Annotated in this window: 19 protein-coding genes; 11 read left to right on the top strand and 8 right to left on the bottom strand. The window is 52.3% G+C overall.

Translation table 11 applies throughout. The features are described 5' to 3' along the window. The first annotated feature begins 78 nt into the window (after nucleotides 1–78). The 4 genes from pabB (at nucleotide 79) to AC07P6_RS11900 (ending at nucleotide 5,228) form a co-directional block, all read left to right on the top strand. Nucleotides 79–1,434, top strand: coding sequence for an aminodeoxychorismate synthase component 1 (gene pabB / locus AC07P6_RS11915; RefSeq protein ID WP_478316402.1), 1,356 nt, complete (start codon nucleotides 79–81; stop codon nucleotides 1,432–1,434). 3 nt (nucleotides 1,435–1,437) lie between these two features. Next, nucleotides 1,438–2,016: a CoA pyrophosphatase gene (locus AC07P6_RS11910; protein WP_142514092.1), complete on the top strand. Its 579-nt coding sequence runs from the start codon at nucleotides 1,438–1,440 to the stop codon at nucleotides 2,014–2,016. A gap of 162 nt (nucleotides 2,017–2,178) precedes the next feature. Further along, the gene (gene sdaA, locus AC07P6_RS11905; RefSeq protein WP_478316400.1) at nucleotides 2,179–3,543 is read left to right on the top strand and encodes an L-serine ammonia-lyase; all 1,365 of its coding nucleotides are present in this window, start codon (nucleotides 2,179–2,181) and stop codon (nucleotides 3,541–3,543) included. Between the two features lie 119 nt (nucleotides 3,544–3,662). Continuing rightward, nucleotides 3,663–5,228 (top strand): EAL domain-containing protein, encoded by a 1,566-nt coding sequence (locus AC07P6_RS11900; RefSeq protein ID WP_182239553.1) that lies wholly within the window; start codon nucleotides 3,663–3,665, stop codon nucleotides 5,226–5,228. A gap of 45 nt (nucleotides 5,229–5,273) precedes the next feature. Here AC07P6_RS11900 and yoaE read toward each other — a convergent pair whose 3' ends face one another. Further along, nucleotides 5,274–6,833 (bottom strand): CNNM family cation transport protein YoaE, encoded by a 1,560-nt coding sequence (gene yoaE, locus AC07P6_RS11895; RefSeq protein WP_434662887.1) that lies wholly within the window; start codon nucleotides 6,831–6,833, stop codon nucleotides 5,274–5,276. 446 nt (nucleotides 6,834–7,279) lie between these two features. Here yoaE and manX point away from each other — a divergent pair, with 446 nt between their 5' ends. The 5 genes from manX to mntP all read left to right on the top strand — a co-directional run bounded on the left by manX (nucleotide 7,280) and on the right by mntP (nucleotide 11,473). Beyond that, on the top strand, nucleotides 7,280–8,248 hold the full coding sequence (gene manX, locus AC07P6_RS11890; RefSeq protein ID WP_304259892.1) for a PTS mannose transporter subunit IIAB: 969 nt from the start codon (nucleotides 7,280–7,282) through the stop codon (nucleotides 8,246–8,248). 60 nt (nucleotides 8,249–8,308) lie between these two features. After that, a complete protein-coding gene (locus AC07P6_RS11885; RefSeq protein WP_110274265.1) occupies nucleotides 8,309–9,109 on the top strand; it encodes a PTS mannose/fructose/sorbose transporter subunit IIC in 801 nt (266 codons plus the stop codon). 12 nt (nucleotides 9,110–9,121) lie between these two features. Next, the gene (locus tag AC07P6_RS11880; protein WP_110274266.1) at nucleotides 9,122–9,973 is read left to right on the top strand and encodes a PTS mannose transporter subunit IID; all 852 of its coding nucleotides are present in this window, start codon (nucleotides 9,122–9,124) and stop codon (nucleotides 9,971–9,973) included. Nucleotides 9,974–10,026: 53 nt separating this feature from the next. Beyond that, on the top strand, nucleotides 10,027–10,485 hold the full coding sequence (locus AC07P6_RS11875) for a DUF986 family protein (RefSeq protein ID WP_478316397.1): 459 nt from the start codon (nucleotides 10,027–10,029) through the stop codon (nucleotides 10,483–10,485). Between the two features lie 421 nt (nucleotides 10,486–10,906). After that, nucleotides 10,907–11,473, top strand: a complete 567-nt coding sequence (mntP, locus tag AC07P6_RS11870; RefSeq protein ID WP_110274268.1) for a manganese efflux pump MntP — start codon at nucleotides 10,907–10,909, stop codon at nucleotides 11,471–11,473. Between the two features lie 3 nt (nucleotides 11,474–11,476). On the opposite strand, the gene rlmA is transcribed toward mntP, so the two are convergent. The 6 genes from rlmA to mgrB all read right to left on the bottom strand — a co-directional run bounded on the left by rlmA (nucleotide 11,477) and on the right by mgrB (nucleotide 15,772). Continuing rightward, complete coding sequence (rlmA, locus tag AC07P6_RS11865) at nucleotides 11,477–12,271, bottom strand: 23S rRNA (guanine(745)-N(1))-methyltransferase (protein ID WP_304259897.1); 795 nt, start codon at nucleotides 12,269–12,271, stop codon at nucleotides 11,477–11,479. A 61-nt stretch (nucleotides 12,272–12,332) separates the two neighbouring features. Beyond that, nucleotides 12,333–14,078, bottom strand: a complete 1,746-nt coding sequence (gene ftsI, locus AC07P6_RS11860; RefSeq protein WP_478316394.1) for a peptidoglycan glycosyltransferase FtsI — start codon at nucleotides 14,076–14,078, stop codon at nucleotides 12,333–12,335. A 191-nt stretch (nucleotides 14,079–14,269) separates the two neighbouring features. Beyond that, nucleotides 14,270–14,479: a transcription antiterminator/RNA stability regulator CspE gene (gene cspE / locus AC07P6_RS11855; RefSeq protein ID WP_001062678.1), complete on the bottom strand. Its 210-nt coding sequence runs from the start codon at nucleotides 14,477–14,479 to the stop codon at nucleotides 14,270–14,272. 44 nt (nucleotides 14,480–14,523) lie between these two features. Next, on the bottom strand, nucleotides 14,524–14,640 hold the full coding sequence (locus tag AC07P6_RS11850) for a DUF2627 domain-containing protein (protein ID WP_071530300.1): 117 nt from the start codon (nucleotides 14,638–14,640) through the stop codon (nucleotides 14,524–14,526). A gap of 623 nt (nucleotides 14,641–15,263) precedes the next feature. Further along, nucleotides 15,264–15,554, bottom strand: coding sequence for a YebO family protein (locus AC07P6_RS11845; RefSeq protein ID WP_304259908.1), 291 nt, complete (start codon nucleotides 15,552–15,554; stop codon nucleotides 15,264–15,266). A gap of 74 nt (nucleotides 15,555–15,628) precedes the next feature. Continuing rightward, nucleotides 15,629–15,772 carry a PhoP/PhoQ regulatory lipoprotein MgrB gene (gene mgrB, locus AC07P6_RS11840; RefSeq protein ID WP_002911375.1) on the bottom strand — a complete coding sequence of 48 codons (144 nt, stop codon included), beginning with the start codon at nucleotides 15,770–15,772 and terminating at the stop codon, nucleotides 15,629–15,631. Nucleotides 15,773–15,931: 159 nt separating this feature from the next. On the opposite strand from mgrB, the gene AC07P6_RS11835 reads away from it, so the two are divergent. Continuing rightward, a complete protein-coding gene (locus AC07P6_RS11835; protein ID WP_181485811.1) occupies nucleotides 15,932–16,171 on the top strand; it encodes a YobH family protein in 240 nt (79 codons plus the stop codon). A 53-nt stretch (nucleotides 16,172–16,224) separates the two neighbouring features. On the opposite strand, the gene kdgR is transcribed toward AC07P6_RS11835, so the two are convergent. Then, complete coding sequence (kdgR, locus tag AC07P6_RS11830) at nucleotides 16,225–17,016, bottom strand: DNA-binding transcriptional regulator KdgR (RefSeq protein ID WP_110274273.1); 792 nt, start codon at nucleotides 17,014–17,016, stop codon at nucleotides 16,225–16,227. Nucleotides 17,017–17,193: 177 nt separating this feature from the next. Between kdgR and AC07P6_RS11825 the strand changes: the two genes are divergently transcribed. Beyond that, nucleotides 17,194–18,567 (top strand): MFS transporter, encoded by a 1,374-nt coding sequence (locus AC07P6_RS11825; protein ID WP_304259910.1) that lies wholly within the window; start codon nucleotides 17,194–17,196, stop codon nucleotides 18,565–18,567. Nucleotides 18,568–18,616 lie beyond the last annotated feature (49 nt).

Here is an 18,616-nt window from a genome sequence, read left to right as displayed (position 1 = left end):
CTACATTGTGGGGCGTAATTATTTCACGCCGTCCTCTAGTATACCAGCAGGCGGTAACAATCAGGATTGAAGAAGACGATGTTGTCCCCCGCGATTATTTCCCTGCCCTGGCGTGCGGATGCCGCTGAACATTATTTTAAGCCATTAAGTTCACAACCCTGGGCAATGCTGCTGCACTCTGGTTTTGCCAATCATGCACATAGTCGGTTTGACGTTATCGTCGCTCAGCCGTGCGCAACGCTGGTGACCCACGGTCAAACTACCGTTATAAGCGAGGGCGAAACGACCACAACGTCAAGCGCCGATCCGCTCGCGCTCGTGCATCAACAACTGGTGAAGCATAATCTGCAACCGCAAGCTCACCCGCATCTGCCGTTTCTTGGCGGCGCGCTGGGGCTATTCGGCTACGATCTTGGGCGGCGTTTTGAAACGCTACCGTCGCAGGCGGATGCGGATATCGCCCTGGCGGATATGGCGGTGGGGATCTATGACTGGGCATTAATTGTCGACAATCAGCGCGAGGAAGTGTCGTTAATCAGCTATGACGATCCGCAGCGCTGCCTTGCGTGGCTGGAGGCGCAATCAGCCCCGGTCGTAGAGCCTTTTGAACTGACTTCGCCGTGGCGCTCAAATATGAGCCGCGAGGAGTACGGCAAAAAATTTCGCCAGATTCAGGCTTATCTGCACAGCGGCGACTGCTATCAGGTCAACCTGGCGCAGCGTTTTAAGGCCAGCTATCGCGGGGATGAATGGCAAGCGTTCTGCCAGCTTAATCGCGCCAATCGCGCACCGTTCAGCGCCTTTATCCGCCTGCCTGAAGGGGCAATATTGAGCCTGTCGCCCGAGCGCTTTATTCAGCTACATCAAAGTGAAATCCAGACCCGACCGATTAAAGGCACCTTGCCAAGACTGTCCGACCCCGAGCTGGATGCACAGCAGGCGAAAAAGCTGGCGAACTCGCCGAAAGACCGCGCAGAAAACCTGATGATCGTCGATTTAATGCGCAACGACATTGGCCGGGTTGCCGTGCCCGGTAGCGTTCGCGTCCCCGAACTGTTCGTCGTTGAACCGTTCCCTGCCGTACATCATCTGGTGAGCACCATTACCGCCAGATTGCCCGCTCATCTTCACGCTACCGACCTGCTGCGCGCAGCGTTTCCCGGCGGCTCAATTACCGGCGCGCCGAAGGTCAGAGCGATGGAAATTATCGATGAACTGGAGCCGCAAAGGCGCAATGCGTGGTGCGGAAGCGTCGGCTATATCAGCTTCTGCGGCAATATGGATACCAGCATCACCATCCGCACGCTCACCGCCAGGCAGGGGCAGCTTTTCTGCTCCGCCGGTGGCGGTATTGTGGCCGATAGCGAAGAAGCAGCGGAATATCAGGAAACTTTTGATAAAGTTAATCGTATCCTGCATCAACTGGAGAGCTAGAACATGGCGGACAGCGCCCTCGACCTTGACGACTTTCTTTCTCGTTTTCAGCTTCTGCGACCACAGCCCACAGCCAATGCGCTCAACCAGCGTCAGGCTGCGGTTCTGGTGCCAATTGTTCGCCGTCAGCAGCCGGGCCTGTTGCTAACCCAACGCTCGCCGCTGATGCGTAAACATGCCGGACAGGTTGCTTTCCCAGGCGGCGCGGTGGATAACAGCGATGCCACGCTTATTGCCGCCGCGCTGCGCGAGGCGCAGGAAGAAGTAGCGATACCACCAGAGTCCGTTGAAATTATTGGTGTTCTTCCGCCAGTTGATAGCGTAACCGGTTTTCAGGTGACGCCGGTGGTCGGGATTATCCCGCCTAATCTGCACTATCATGCCAGTCAGGATGAAGTCGCGGCAGTCTTCGAAATGCCGCTGGCTGAGGCGCTGCGACTCGGGCGCTATCACCCGCTGGATATTCATCGGCGCGGTAATTCACATCGCGTCTGGCTGTCGTGGTATCAGCATTATTTTGTCTGGGGCATGACCGCGGGCATTATTCGTGAACTGGCGCTACAGATAGGCTCCCGTCCTTAACTATACTTAAACCTGGACGATGCTCTCAGCATTAGTAAATTCTCGGTTATCCATTAGTTTAATTCATGTGAATACTTAAGCTGATGGCACGGTTCCCTCTTACACTATGCGCAGTTATTACATCGTTACCGCACCCGCGGTAACCCTGTCAGGAGTGTTATCGTGATTAGTATATTCGACATGTTCAAGGTGGGGATCGGTCCCTCATCTTCCCATACTGTAGGCCCGATGAAGGCCGGTAAACAGTTCGTCGATGACCTGGTCGAAAAGGGATTGCTTAATGAAGTGACTCGCGTGGCGGTTGACGTCTACGGTTCACTGTCATTAACCGGCAAAGGCCACCACACAGATATTGCGATTATTATGGGACTGGCAGGCAATCAGCCTGATACGGTCGACATTGACGCAATTCCGGCATTTATCCGCGACGTTGAAGCGCGCGGTCACCTGCTGCTGGCGCAAGGGCAGCATGAGGTCGATTTCCCGCAGGATGACGGTATGCGTTTTCGTAGCGATAACCTGCCGCTGCACGAGAACGGCATGACCATTCACGCCTGGGCTGGTGATAAAGAAATCTACAGCAAAACTTATTATTCCATCGGCGGGGGCTTTATCGTCGATGAAGAGCATTTCGGCAAAGAAAATGTTGGTGAAGTCAGCGTCCCATACCCGTTTAAATCCGCGCAGGAGATGCTGGGCTACTGCAAAGAAACCGGCATGTCGCTTTCCGGCATGGTGATGCAGAACGAGCTGGCGCTGCACAGTAAAAAAGAGATTGAAGATTACTTTGCTAACATCTGGCACACCATGAGCGCCTGTATCGATCGCGGCATCAATACCGAAGGCGTGCTGCCAGGACCACTGCGCGTTCCTCGTCGCGCCTCGGCGCTGCGGCGTCTGCTGGTCGCCAGCGATAAACTCTCTAACGATCCGATGAACGTGGTGGATTGGGTCAACATGTTCGCCCTGGCGGTCAATGAAGAGAACGCCGCCGGTGGCCGCGTAGTGACTGCGCCCACCAACGGTGCCTGCGGTATTGTTCCGGCGGTGTTGGCCTACTACGACCACTTTATCGAGTCCGTCAGCCCGGATATCTATATTCGCTACTTCCTGGCCTCTGGCGCTATCGGCGCGTTGTATAAGATGAATGCTTCAATTTCCGGTGCGGAAGTTGGCTGTCAGGGTGAAGTCGGCGTGGCCTGCTCAATGGCGGCGGCGGGCCTGGCTGAAATCCTCGGAGCCAGCCCGGAGCAGGTTTGCGTGGCCGCGGAAATCGGGATGGAGCATAACCTCGGTCTTACCTGCGACCCGGTAGCCGGACAGGTGCAGGTTCCCTGCATCGAGCGTAATGCGATTGCCTCGGTTAAAGCGATCAACGCCACCCGAATGGCAATGCGCCGAACCAGCGAACCGCGCGTCTCCCTCGATAAAGTCATTGAGACCATGTATGAGACCGGTAAAGATATGAACGCCAAATACCGGGAAACGTCGCGCGGCGGCCTGGCTATCAAAGTTCAGTGCGATTAATGATTATTTAAACGAATGCGTCCATCGGACGCATTCTTCTTTTTTATCGATTCCCACTACTCTTGCCCTATGGCGGCTGTTACTCTCATTGACACGTTCTAGCCGACAAGGCGTCGCGCATGCAGACTGCACAAAAAGTCATCACGACATACCGCAGGAAACGTATCCTGGTATGTTTGCTCGTGGCGCTATTAACGCTAACAACAACGTTAGTGATTCGATTTATTTCGCAGCGTAGTTTAAATCAGCAGCGTGTCCAGACGAGCACCAACAAAATGGTGGAGGCGATGGATAATATTTTGCGCCCCCTGGCCGCTCAGCACACTGCACTGCTTCATCTGGTGAACCAACCCTGTCAGGATGCCCACCTTGCGCTTCGCAAGCTGGCCTCATCGTTGCAAACAGTACGCTCCATTGCGCTGGTCCAGTCAAACCAGCTCTATTGCTCTAGTATTTTTGGTCAGCGCCATATTCCGGTACATCAACTACAGCCTGCATTACCGACAAATCATCCCCTGTTAGTCTTCAGCTACGACGCTTCGCTGCTTAAAGGAACCCCGGTACTTATTCAGTGGTATCCCGCCTCGCTTAGCGGTGCTGACGGCGTGCTGCTGCTCATCAATATTGAGCTGTTAGGTGGGTTAATTTTCAATGCAAAATCATCGTTAATTACCGGGATTGGCCTGCAGGTTGGCGAGAAAAGCTTTATCAGCGGTTCGGGTCTGGTAAGCCAGGAGATGTTGCCGGGAGAGCAGATTATCTACCGCCAGCGTTCCACAGAATTTCCTTTTACTATCAACGTCAGCGGTCCCGGAGCCTCGGCGGTCGCCCTTAGCGATCTTCCCAATGAATTGCCGCTGGCGCTGATCCTTAGCATGTTAATGACCGGCATCGCCTGGCTGGCGACTGCGGGACGAATGAGTTTCTCTCGCGAAATTAATCTCGGCATTACTGCGCACGAGTTCGAGCTTTGGTGCCAACCTTTACAAGACCTGCATACCCGAAAGTGCTGTGGAGTTGAGATACTGCTGCGATGGAATAATCCGCGACGAGGGGCTATTTCACCGGATGTTTTTATTCCCATTGCTGAAGGCTATAACCTGATTATCCCCCTCACCCGCTATGTGATTTCACAAACCGCACATAAATTAGCGCTGTTTCCTCAGGACAAACATTTTCACATCGGGATTAACGTCGCCGCCCGCCACTTCGCCAATGGCGAACTGCTGCGCGACCTGCACCATTACTGGTTTAGCGCGCATCCGGTACAACAATTGGTTGTCGAACTCACTGAACGTGACGTGCTACAGGATGGCGATCACCATATGGCTGAACACCTGCATTTCAAGGGGGTACAGCTAGCGATTGATGATTTTGGCACTGGCAATAGTTCCCTTTCGTGGCTGGAAAAACTGCGTCCTGATGTGTTGAAAATTGATAAATCTTTCACCAGCGCTATTGGTATCGATAGCGTCAACGCCACGGTGACCGATATGATCATCGCCCTTGCGCGTCGGCTAAAAATTGTCACGATTGCTGAGGGAGTCGAGACCCGGGAGCAGGAGGAGTACCTGCGCAGAAATGGCGTGGATTTATTGCAGGGTTTTTATTATGCCCGCCCGATGCCAATAGACGACTTTCCACAGTGGCTGGCATCTGAAAAACACAAAGGGGTATTTACGTAGGGAATACCCTGCCGGCTTCATGATAAAGCCGACAGGGTTCAACCATTACTCTTCTTCGTCGTTATCCTGGCGTACTTTCACAACCCGTACCAGGTCGACACGGTAGTCGTTGGCTTCGACAATCGTGAACTGCAAAGGCGGTAAATCAAGCACATCACCCGCACGAGGAATGTGGCCGTTAACCGCAATCACCAGCCCGGCAACCGTTGCGATATCTTCATCTTCATCAACCAGATGATCCAGCCCCAGCGCCTGCTGCAACGCATGCACGTCGGTTGAGCCTTTCACCAGCCAGCCATCACCATCAATGACTATTTCCGGGGTTTCGTCAGCGTCAGGGAATTCACCGGCAATCGCCTCCAGCACGTCCAGCGGCGTGACCAGCCCCTGCACCACGCCAAACTCGTTGGTCACGATAACAAAGCTGCCACGAGCACGGCGCAGCACGCCCAACAGGTTGATCGGATCCAAAGTTTCCGGAACCACGATCGCCGGAGAAGCCGAGGCCAGCGCAGCAACGTTATCCCCCGCTTCCAGCGCCACCAGCATCTCTTTCGCACGGACGATACCGATGATTTCATCCAGCTCGCCCCGGCATACCGGGAACAAGCTATGCGGTGAAGACAGAAGCTGGCGACGAATTTCCTCTTCGCTCTGCTCGGCGTTCACCCAGCTAATTTCCCCGCGCGGCGTCATGATGCTGCGCAATGAACGCTGGGCAAGGGTTAGGACGCCGTTAATCATATAGCGTTCTTCTTCGGCAAAAGCACCATCCGATACCGGCACCACTGACGGACGATCGCCATCCTGTACCACGGAGTTCTGTTTACGACTGCCCATCAGACGCAGAATCGCATCGGCGGTTCGCGCACGCAGCGGCAGCATCGACTGGTGGCGGATAAAGTTACGGCGCGCAACCTGGTTGAAGAATTCGATGGTTATCGAGAAACCAATTGCGGCGTACAGGTACCCCTTCGGTATATGGAAACCAAAACCTTCAGCCACCAGGCTCAGACCGATCATCAGCAGGAAGCTCAGACAGAGCACGACGACCGTCGGATGCTGGTTGACGAAGCGGGTCAACGGCTTCGAAGCCAATAGCATCACCGCCATCGCAATCACTACCGCCGCCATCATCACCGGCAGATGGTTAACCATCCCGACAGCCGTAATGACGGCATCCAGCGAGAACACGGCGTCAAGCACGACGATTTGCAGTACCACCACCCAGAAACTGGCGTATCCCTTACCATGACCGGAATCATGCTGGCGGTTTTCCAGCCGTTCGTGCAGTTCGGTGGTCGCCTTAAACAGCAAGAATATCCCCCCGAGCAGCATGATGAGGTCGCGCCCGGAAAACGCGTAATCGGCAACGCTGAAAAGCGGTTTGGTTAACGTCACCATCCAGGAGATGACCGACAGCAGGCCCAGACGCATAAACAGCGCCAGAGAGAGGCCGATCAAACGCGCTTTATCGCGCTGTTTTGGCGGCAGCTTGTCAGCAAGGATGGCAATAAACACCAGGTTGTCGATACCCAACACGATTTCGAGGACGACCAGCGTCAGCAAGCCAACCCAAATAGAGGGATCCATTAAGAATTCCATGAGCAGCTCCAGTTAACGACAGACATAGTCATCGCTGTGTCATGCACAGACGAGACACTTGTTGCTGGTAAAAAAACGTAGCAGATGATGGCGGCAGACGAGTGCCTGAAGGTGAAAAGACGTCGGTGACGATCCATATAGCGGGCTATGCCCTATACTCCTGAGTAATTAAACGGAACGTAAACATATCAAAATATAGAGCCAGATTGGAAAAAATTTACCTGTCTTTGCAATAGCTAAGACTATTTTTTGCGCTGCAAAATAATCCCAAACTTATACATCATTAGCGGAGCTTCATCACATTAATTATTTTTTCACTGTCTAAAATAATTCGCTGTAGTAATTACTTTATATCTTACACCCTTACTGAATCGATTTTGTTCGCAAGAGTGATTCAGTATGTATCACAACAGATGATGCATTCACGATTATAAAGGAGGTAGCAAGTGACGATTGCTATTGTAATAGGCACACATGGTTGGGCTGCAGAACAGCTGTTGAAAACGGCAGAAATGCTGCTGGGCGAGCAGGAAAACGTTGGCTGGATCGATTTCGTTCCTGGCGAAAACGCAGAAACGTTGATTGAGAAGTACAACGCTCAGCTAGCGAAGCTGGATACAGCAAAAGGCGTGTTATTTCTCGTCGATACATGGGGAGGCAGCCCGTTTAACGCAGCTAGCCGCATTGTCGTCGATAAAGAACATTATGAAGTCATCGCGGGTGTCAACATCCCGATGCTGGTGGAAACACTGATGGCGCGCGACGATAACCCGTCGTTCGATGAACTGGTCGCGCTGGCGGTGGAAACCGGCCGTGAAGGCGTGAAAGCACTGAAAGCGAAGCTGGTGGAAAAGGCCGCCCCGGCACCGGTTCAGGCAGCAGCACCGAAAGCGGCAGCACCATTGAAACCAATGGGGCCGAAAGATTATATGGTCATCGGGCTGGCACGCATCGATGACCGTCTGATCCATGGTCAGGTCGCTACCCGCTGGACAAAAGAAACTAACGTTACCCGCATTATCGTCGTCAGCGACGAAGTGGCGGCAGACACCGTGCGTAAAACGCTGCTAACTCAGGTTGCTCCTCCGGGCGTTACCGCCCACGTTGTAGACGTCGCGAAGATGATTCGTGTCTATAACAACCCGAAATACGCAGGCGAGCGCATCATGCTGCTGTTTACTAACCCAACTGACGTTGAGCGCGTTGTTGAAGGTGGGGTGAACATCACCACTGTCAACATCGGCGGTATGGCTTTCCGTCAGGGCAAAACGCAGGTGAACAACGCTATTTCGGTCGATGAGAAAGATATTGAAGCGTTTAAGAAACTGGACGCACGCGGTATCGAACTGGAAGCACGTAAAGTTTCCACCGACCAGAAACTGAAAATGATGGATCTGATCGCCAAGGTGAAATAAGTCACCCCGCGATTCGCAACCCAATTTTCAACTTAAGACTTAATCAACAGGAGAAGTACAATGGAGATTACCCTTCTTCAGATTGTGCTGGTGTTCATCGTCGCGTGTATTGCGGGTATGGAGTCGGTACTTGATGAATTTCAGTTCCACCGTCCGCTGGTGGCCTGTACGCTGATTGGCGCCGTTCTCGGTGATATGAAAACCGGTATCATCATCGGTGGTACCCTGGAAATGATCGCTTTGGGCTGGATGAACATCGGTGCCGCCGTTGCGCCTGATGCCGCTTTAGCGTCAATCATCTCAACCGTTCTGGTTATCGCAGGTCACCAGAGCATTGGCGCTGGTATCGCGCTGGCTATCCCGCTGGCAGCAGCAGGCCAGGTTCTGACCATTATCGTTCGTACCATCACCGTTGCTTTCCAGCACGCTGCGGATAAAGCCGCAGAGAGCGGAAACCTGACGGCCATTTCCTGGCTTCACGTTTCGTCTCTGTTCCTGCAGGCCATGCGTATCGCTATCCCGGCGGTTATCGTGGCGATCTCCGTCGGCACTAGCGAAGTACAGGGTCTGCTGAACGCCATTCCTGAAGTGGTAACCGGCGGTCTGAACATCGCAGGTGGCATGATCGTGGTAGTCGGTTACGCGATGGTCATCAACATGATGCGCGCAGGCTACCTGATGCCGTTCTTCTACCTGGGCTTCGTTACCGCTGCATTCACCGATTTCAACCTGGTTGCTCTGGGCGTGATTGGTACAGTAATGGCTGTCCTCTACATCCAGCTGAGCCCGAAATATAACCGCGTAGCGGGTGCGCCAGCGCAGGCTGCTGGTAATAACGATCTCGATAACGAACTGGACTAACAGGTGAGCGAAATGGTTGATATGACTAAAAATACCACCGAGAAAAAACTCACTCAGAGTGATATTCGTGGCGTGTTCATTCGTTCTAACCTGTTCCAGGGTTCATGGAACTTCGAACGTATGCAGGCGCTGGGCTTCTGCTTCTCTATGGTACCGGCAATTCGTCGCCTGTATCCTGAGAACAACGATGCGCGTAAACAGGCGATTAAACGTCACCTTGAGTTCTTTAACACCCACCCATACGTTGCCGCGCCGGTTCTCGGCGTAACGCTGGCGATGGAAGAGCAGCGTGCTAACGGCGCAGAAATCGACGATGGTGCCATCAACGGTATCAAAGTCGGTCTGATGGGTCCGCTGGCAGGCGTAGGCGACCCAATTTTCTGGGGTACCGTTCGTCCGGTATTCGCTGCGCTGGGTGCAGGTATCGCGATGAGCGGCAGCCTGCTTGGCCCTCTGCTGTTCTTTATCCTGTTTAACGCAGTACGTCTGCTGACCCGTTACTACGGCGTAGCGTACGGTTATCGTAAAGGTATCGACATCGTTAAAGATATGGGCGGCGGCTTCCTGCAGAAACTGACAGAGGGGGCGTCAATCCTCGGCCTGTTTGTTATGGGGGCGCTGGTTAACAAGTGGACGCACGTGAACATCCCGCTGGTGGTTTCTACCATCACCGGTCAGGATGGTCAGACTCGCGTCACTACCGTGCAGACTATCCTTGACCAGCTGATGCCGGGCCTGGTGCCGCTGCTGCTGACCTTCGCTTGTATGTGGCTGCTGCGTAAAAAAGTAAACGCCCTGTGGATCATCGTTGGCTTCTTCGTCATCGGTATCGCGGGCTACGCTGTCGGCCTGCTGGGCCTGTAATTATTGTGCTGTGCGCCGGGGGCTTGCCCCCGGCTTTTTTATTTGGAGGATGGATGACAATCACGGACCTGGTGTTAATCCTGTTTATTCTCGTTCTGCTCGCCTTTGCGGTTTATGACCAGTTCATTATGCCGCGTCGTAACGGCCCAAGTCTGCTGGCTATCCCCCTGCTCCGCCGCAGTCGTGTTGATGGCATTATCTTCGTCGGCCTTATCGGGATACTGATTTACAACAATATGGCCAACCAGGGCGAACTTGTCACCACCTGGTTATTATCTGCCCTGGCATTAATGGGACTGTATCTGTTCTGGATCCGCACTCCGAAGATCATCTTCAAAAAGAGTGGTTTTTTCTTCGCCAATATCTGGATTGAATATAAGCGAATTAAAGAGATGAATTTATCGGAAGATGGCGTGCTGGTGATGCAATTAGAGCAACGCCGTTTACTTATTCGTGTGCGCAATATCGACGATCTGGAGAAGATATACAAACTTCTCGTTTCAACTCAATGAGTTAAAAATATAGCTCACGCTATATCTCACTATTTCCCAACGGATGATGTATAGCCAGTGCTATATTTCATCCGTCAAATATCCTCATATTTATTAACGAGTCATTCACGCCTAAATTAAAATGAAAATCGTTATCATTTGGTTATCAAAATAACCTAACTCTGTTATTGTTTTATATTCTAAAATTATGTTAAGGTTGCGCCCGTCGTTGGGGAGTAGCCGATTTCCTGCCAGTCAGGAAATGTACGTGTCAACATACTCGTTGCAAAACGTGGCACGTACGGGTTGAAGAAAGTATTCAATCAGGCGAGACCATAGACACATCACTGCTGTACGCAGCGCTTCATCATCAGGATGAGCTGCGTATGCTTACTGGGGGTAGCGATGTGTCATATGGATTATCCCCGGTCAGGACGCTCTAATGAATATTTCCGCTACCATTCTTCTTGCCTTCGGCATGTCCATGGACGCCTTCGCGGCTTCTATCGGTAAGGGCGCGACCCTCCATAAACCCAAATTTTCCGAAGCCTTGCGCACGGGGCTCATCTTTGGCGCTATCGAAACGCTCACCCCGCTCGTCGGTTGGGGAATGGGGATGCTGGCCAGCCAGTTCGTTCTCGAATGGAATCACTGGATTGCCTTCATACTGCTGGTGTTTCTCGGCGGTCGTATGGTTATCGAAGGATTTCGCGGCAGCGACGACGAAGAGTGTGAAGCTCCCCGCCGTCACGGTTTCTGGCTGCTTGTCACCACCGCTTTCGCCACCAGTCTTGATGCCATGGCTGTCGGCGTTGGTCTGGCGTTCTTGCAGGTCAATATTATCGCCACCGCGCTGGCCATCGGCTGTGCCACGTTGATGATGTCGACGCTGGGCATTATGGTAGGACGCTTTATCGGCCCGCTGCTGGGCAAACGGGCCGAAATACTGGGTGGTATCGTTCTGATTGGCATTGGCGCCCAAATACTCTGGAGCCATTTTGCCGGCTAGCCATCAGGCATCGCGCTGCCAGCAGTGAATAGCAAAATCGGTCTGGCAGCCAAATAGTTCCTGCTGACGTAAGGTTTCTCGAACTGCCGGTTTTGCCCGCCATGCAAACGGCGTCATCTGTAGTAACGCTTCTGCCTCACTTCCATTTAGCTGCATCGGATAGGCCAGCTGCTGCTGGTGGCATAACGTGAATCCCGTCATCTCTTCCGTGTTCTGCTCATGCAGGCGCACGTCGTCGTAAATTAATCCTTTGAGTTCCAATAAATGACGCGGACCAGGCGTCGCGGTGATCACCCAGCCGCCGGGCCTGACAACACGCGCCAGTTCTTGAGCATTACACGGGGCATAAATTCGCACGACCGCATCAAGGCTGGCATCGTCAAACGGCAAACGCTGGCTGGATGCGACGCAAAAATTGACTTGCGGATAACGTTTAGCCGCGGCGCGAATAGCGGATTTAGAAACATCCAGTCCCCAGCTATGGGCGGCTATGGCGGCAAAAGCATGAGTGTAATACCCTTCCCCACAGCCGATATCCAGTAAATCAATCGGAGCGAAGGTTTGCAGATAAGCGCTAATAGCATCTCGCAGAGGTTGATAATGACCCGCATCGAGAAACGCCCGACGGGCCTGCATCATCTCCGCGCTGTCGCCAGGATCGCGAGACCGCTTAAACTGCACCGGCAGCAAATTAACGTAGCCCTCCTTCGCCAGATCGAACTGATGCCGCTGTGGGCAAATATAGCTATTGTCGCGGCGCTCAAGCGGCGCGTGGCAAAGTGGGCAACTGTAAGACATGACAACTCCGGTGTCGCTGAAAGGGCGAAAGTGTAGCGCTATTCGCCCTTTCAGACCACTGTTACAGCGCGGGGGACAAGGCCTCGCCGTTGTGCATTACGATGAGGTTTTCTGAATCCTGCGGCATTCCATCCGGCATAACGTTCTCCAGGCGCAGCACATCGCCCATGATCTGGCTGAATACCGGCGCAGAAACCGCCCCGCCGTAATACGACCCGTTGCTGGGGTCGTTCATCACCACCACCAGCGCAAATTTCGGGTTGCTGGCCGGCGCAACGCCAGCGGTATAGGCAACGTACTTATCAATGTATTTACCATCCGGACCGATTTTTTTAGCGGTGCCGGTTTTCACCGCCACCCGATAGTCGCGCACCGCCGCTTTAGTCCCGCCGCCGCCCGGTAAGGCCACGCTCTCCATCATGTGCTCAACTTCATGTACGATTTGCTCCGGCATCACGCGAGTGCCAATGACCGGCGGGTCGATGCGCGTGATCGACAGCGGCCGCTCGATGCCATAGCCGCCAATTGTGGCATAAACATGTGCTAACTGAAGCGGCGTCACCATCAGACCATAACCGAAGGCGAAAGTCGCCCGATCCAGTTGCCCCCAATAGCGACGCTGCGGCATCAGCCCCGCGCTCTCGCCGGTCAACCCCAATCCGGTAGAGTCGCCAAAACCGAATGCCTTATAGGTATCAATAAGATGCTGGACCGGCATCGCCAGCGACAAATGCGAAACCCCAGTATCGCTGGATTTTTGCAGGATGCCGGTGAGGGTCAATTCCGGATAGTAACCCACGTCGCGAATGCGGTGACCATCCAGCACAAAGGGGTGGGTATCCACCACGCTATCTGGTTGTACGATACCTTGTTGAAGCGCAGTCATCAGCACCAGAGGTTTGACCGTTGAACCGGGCTCAAAGGTGTCGCTGATCGCCCGGTTGCGGAAGTCATCCAGCTTCGCATCATCGCGATTATTAGGGTTGAAATCCGGATAGCTGGCCATCGACAGAATTTCTCCGGTGTCGATTTTAATCAACACTGCCGCTCCCGACTCCGCTTTATTCCAGCGCACGGCATTGTCCAGCGCATCTTCAGTCACCGTTTGCAGCCGCTCGTCAATGCTCAACTGCAAATTGTGGGCAGGAACCGCCGCCATTTCGGTAATGTTTTCAATAACGTTGCCATGACGGTCTTTACGTACCAGCCGACGCCCCGGCTTACCGGTTAGCTGGGCATTAAAACTTTTCTCAACCCCTTCAATACCCTGGTTGTCGATATTGGTAAAACCAAGCAGGTTAGCGGCGACGTGACCAGCCGGATAGAAGCGGCGCGACTCATCGCGCAGATTAATACCCGGTAGATGAAGTTTATCGATCCATTCCGCCTGCTCCGGGTTTATCTGGCGTGCCAGATAGAGAAACCGCGCATGAGGATGCGCTTCAACACGGTGGGCCAGGTCGTTGAGATTGAGGTGTAAAGCCTCGGCCATGGCCTGCCAGCGGGGACCGTACCCCACCCCACCCTTTTCGATGGTCGTTTGCGGATCGACCCAAATCGCGCTTACCGGTACACTAACCGCCAGCGGGCGGCCTTCGCGATCGCTAATCATCCCACGTTGAACGTCAACAGGCTCCTCGCGCAAGGAGCGCATATCTTCTTGTTTAACCAGATTGTCTGGGGAGACAATTTGTAGCCAGCCCACTCGAGCCAATAGCAGCCCAAGACAACTGAGAATCGCCACGCACAGCAACCCAAAACGGATCGGGGTAAAATTGGCGGCTGACTTAATTTTGTTCTTTTGCACCTTAGCTCCATCATTATTTTGCAACCCTCTGATTTAACAGAAAATAAGCAAAAAAGACTGCTAAACAATGCGAATAAGGGTGTTGTTTTGCAACAAAGCACAACGGAGGGGGGAAAATAGAAACGTTTTGCAATAGAGACTAAAAAGCCCCGCACAGGCGAGGCTTTCTTACAAGATTCAGTGGTCTTGAATCAGATAGCAGTTACGTTAACTGCTGCTGGACCTTTCTGGCCGTCCTGAATTTCGAACTCAACGTTCTGGCCTTCAGCCAGAGTTTTGAAGCCGTTACCCTGGATTGCAGAGAAGTGTACGAACACATCTTTGCTGCCATCAGCAGGAGTAATGAAACCAAAACCTTTAGACTCGTTGAACCACTTAACTTGACCTTTAATCTTTGCCATTTGCAAAATTCCTTAGACTGTTTTCTTTCTTCGCCCTTAGGCGCTTACATAGATAAAACTGACACATAACTGCATGAGGCACTAATATAAGGTTCGGCAGAGAAGCGGTATTCAACGACAACGTGTTTACTCAGGACTTCTTTACTGAAAATGCCACACATAAACAGAACTGTACCTCGTTTAACCCGAACGGTGTTATCACATACAACGTAAATAATGGCAAGCCATTTTTGGACGGGTCTCGATCGCTCGCACAGATTATAAGATAATCATTTGATCATCTGCACATTTATGCGTCTTAGCTCCCACAGACAAATCCTTCACTGTCATGCGGTTCCAGCAATAACACATCCTCCAGAACTGCAACTTTTTCAACATAGCTCAACGACTTCAGAGTGTTGTCGTCGGTTCGCATACGAACTGCCAATTTTAGGGGTATACAAAGAAAACTGCATAATGATGCACATAAAAGCTCATATCGATAGTTGAAAATTCGCGTTAACTATGCGCATTCCATAATAATGAAACGCGTTAATTAAAGTGCTCAAAATATTGTCTACATTGCACGATAATAATGAAGTATTGATGACATGATGTTTGTTCTGGCAATTGACCCACATCATAATTCTTTTATTTGCGTGTCTAAACAAATCACAGAAGCATGCGGAGGAAATCATATCTTAACAGTTCAGACTGGCGCTGAAAGCGGGTAAATAGATAAGGATTAGTTATAGTCAGCTGATATGCAGGCGCACACCGCAGCGGTGCACACCTGTCAGTCGGATTACCGTTCTGCGACAAGGCGGATGAAGTCGTCGTCGCCTTTTCCCTTCTCGATTGCAGAAGGCTCGGCAACGTCCTCTTTCTCAGGCTCATTGGCTTCACACAGACGGCGGAGCAGCGCATTCTGCCGCTTTTGCTGATCCAGCAAGGCTTGCAGCAGAGCAATCTGCTCATTGGCGCGCGAGCTGGCGCGATTAACAAAAAACCACAACAACAGGCCGACAAGCAACAGCACAACCGACAATGCTACTGACGCCAGATTTACGATCCCAGGATTTAATAACTCACTCATTTCACCACCTCAAAGAGAAGGCGTTCATTCTACCACCCACACAGCAGAAGAAAATCGGTCATATTAAAAATGTCTTACCAGGGTATAAACTTGTTGATAGTGCAGATGCCGCTGAAGAACTGTACATCCTGATCGCACATTACGTTAAGCATCTGAGTCCATAGCAGTAAACAACCCGCTATGATAACTATCAGCAAAACCCACCGTAATTTTTTCACTCCACTCTCCGCATCAGTATCAGATGTCGCCAGGATAACATGACCTTCTTAAACCGCGGCTAACTGTAATACGAAAGGCAAGTTTAGGAATCATAGACTTGTATCAACTCGTGTTCATGTCAGAATTAACGCAAGGATAATACAAATATTGAGGCAACAATGCGATTGATCATACGTACCATTGTGGTGCTGGCTATCTTGTGGATCGGCGTATTATTAAGCGGTTACGGCGTATTAATGGGCAGCAGTGAGAATGCCGGAGGACTAGGATTGCAATGTAAATATCTTACGGCTCGCGGCATCAGCACCGCACAATATGTTCATTCCAGTAGCGGTATTATCGGCATTACCGATTGCCCTATTCTGCGAAAAAGCGTCACGGTTGTTGATAACGGCTAGTTATGATTCGGGCTACAATGTCAGTAGCCCGAATTCACAACAATTAAGACCTGTCAGAACGGATAATCGTTGTAACCCATCTGCTCAGAAATCTTACGTGCTGCCGTGTGCAGCATCTCAACATACTCGTTCAAACGCTCTTCAGAAAAACGCAGCGTCGGAAAAGAGATACTCAGGCCAGCAATAACCACGCCAAAGCGGTCGAAAACCGGCACGCCAATACAGCGCAACCCTTCTTCCTGCTCTTCGTTATCTTCGCCATAACCCTGTTCACGGACCTTATCCAGAACCGATAACAACTCTTCAGTACTGGTGATGGTGCGGTCAGTGCTGCGCTTGTACTCTACGCCTTCGAGAATCTGCTCAACTTCTGCGCGATCGCGCCACGCCAGCAGAACTTTACCGATAGCGGTACTGTACAGCGGGTTGCGGCGACCAATGCGCGAATACATGCGCAAGTTGTACATTGAGTCGATTTTATGGATGTAGACAATACTGTCTTCGTCCAGAGCACCCAGGTGGACCGTCTCTTTCGTCAGGCGAGAAAGCTCGCGCATCTGAATATCCGCACTACGTACCAGATCAACATTCTGCAATGCCCGCGCGCCCAGTTCGAACAGCTTCAGGGTCAGGGAATATTTCTCAGACTCGCCTTCTTGTGCCACATATCCCAACGATTTCATGGTCTGCAAAAAGCGATAAACGGTGCTTTTTGACATCATGACGCGCTGGGACAGTTCGGTAATGCCGATTTCACGCTCTTCGCCAAGCGCCTGCAAAATGCCAAAAACCTTCAACACCGAAGAGACAGAATCTGGCTGTTTATCCAAATCTGCAACTGCCATTTATCACCTCATCGCAACTGTTTTATAAAAACTAGAACCGGTTTTTATTATAAATTCGCATGCCGATACCCGCAATCGTTCTTCTGCCTATTCGTTACAAATCTGCGACATGCCGCTGAATAATCAATGCTAAAATTATTGTCCAGTAAATAGTTTTCACTAAGACATAGATTTCACATGGATAAAAACACTTCCGATGGGCTGCCATTACCGCAGCGTTACGGCGCAATTCTGACCATTGTATTAGGTTTGACGATGGCGGTACTGGATGGTGCTATCGCCAACGTGGCGCTGCCGACAATCGCCAGCGATTTAAATGCTTCTCCGGCATCGTCTATTTGGATAGTTAATGCCTATCAAATTGCCATCGTTATCGCGTTACTACCGCTCTCTTTTCTCGGCGATATGGTCGGCTACCGACGCATTTATAAGATTGGACTGGTAGTATTTACCTTCACCTCGCTCGCCTGCGCGCTCTCCAGTAGTCTGGAAATGTTGACTCTGGCACGCGTCGCGCAGGGTCTTGGCGGTGCGGCGCTGATGAGCGTCAATACCGCACTGATACGCCTGATTTACCCTCAGCGGTTTCTCGGTCGCGGAATGGGGATCAACTCTTTTGTCGTGGCGGTATCATCCGCGGCAGGGCCGACAATTGCCGCAGCGATTCTCTCCGTTGCCTCCTGGCAATGGCTGTTCCTGATTAACATTCCGCTGGGCATCATTTCGCTGGTCCTCGCAATGCGCTATCTGCCAGTCAACGCCGGGCGGAGTAAAATTACCCGCTTCGATCTGCCCAGTGCAATTATGAATGCGCTGACTTTTGGCCTGCTGATTACTGCCCTCGGCGGCTTTGCCCAGGGCCAGTCTACACAACTGGTTCTGGCTGAGGTCGTGGCGATGCTGGTCGTTGGATTCTTTTTTGTTCGTCGTCAACTCCAGATGCCGGTCCCCTTGCTACCCGTTGATCTGCTGCGCATTCCGCTGTTTTCGCTTTCGATTTGTACCTCTATCTGCTCCTTCTGTGCCCAGATGCTGGCGATGGTTTCGCTGCCGTTCTTCCTGCAATCCGTGATGGGGCGCAGTGAGGTCGAAACCGGTCTGCTCCTGACGCCGTGGCCGCTGGCCACGATGGTGATGGCACCGCTGGCAGGGTATTTGATTGAGAGAGTCCATGCCGGCCTGTTGGGCGCAATTGGCCTGATTGTGATGGCCTGTGGTCTGTTTGGCCTCGCTTTACTGCCCTCTTCCCCTTCGGACCTGGATATCATCTGGCGAATGGCGCTCTGTGGCGCAGGTTTTGGTCTGTTCCAGTCACCAAACAACCATACGATTGTGTCGTCAGCCCCAGCCCATCGCAGCGGTGGCGCGAGTGGGATGTTAGGTACTGCACGCCTGCTGGGGCAGAGTACCGGCGCGGCGCTGGTCGCATTGCTGTTTAACCTGCTGGGGAATAGCGGAACCCACACCGCACTTCTGCTGGCCGGCACGCTTGCCGTTGTCGCTGCCGCCGTCAGCGGCCTTCGCGTCACGCAGCCGCGCGCCAGACTGTAAGCCGCAACCAAAATCAGGCATAAAAAAATCCGCAGCCCGAAGGTTGCGG

This window comes from Klebsiella sp. GFKo11, from assembly GCF_056490265.1.
This window is presented reverse-complemented; position numbering and strand designations above follow the sequence as displayed.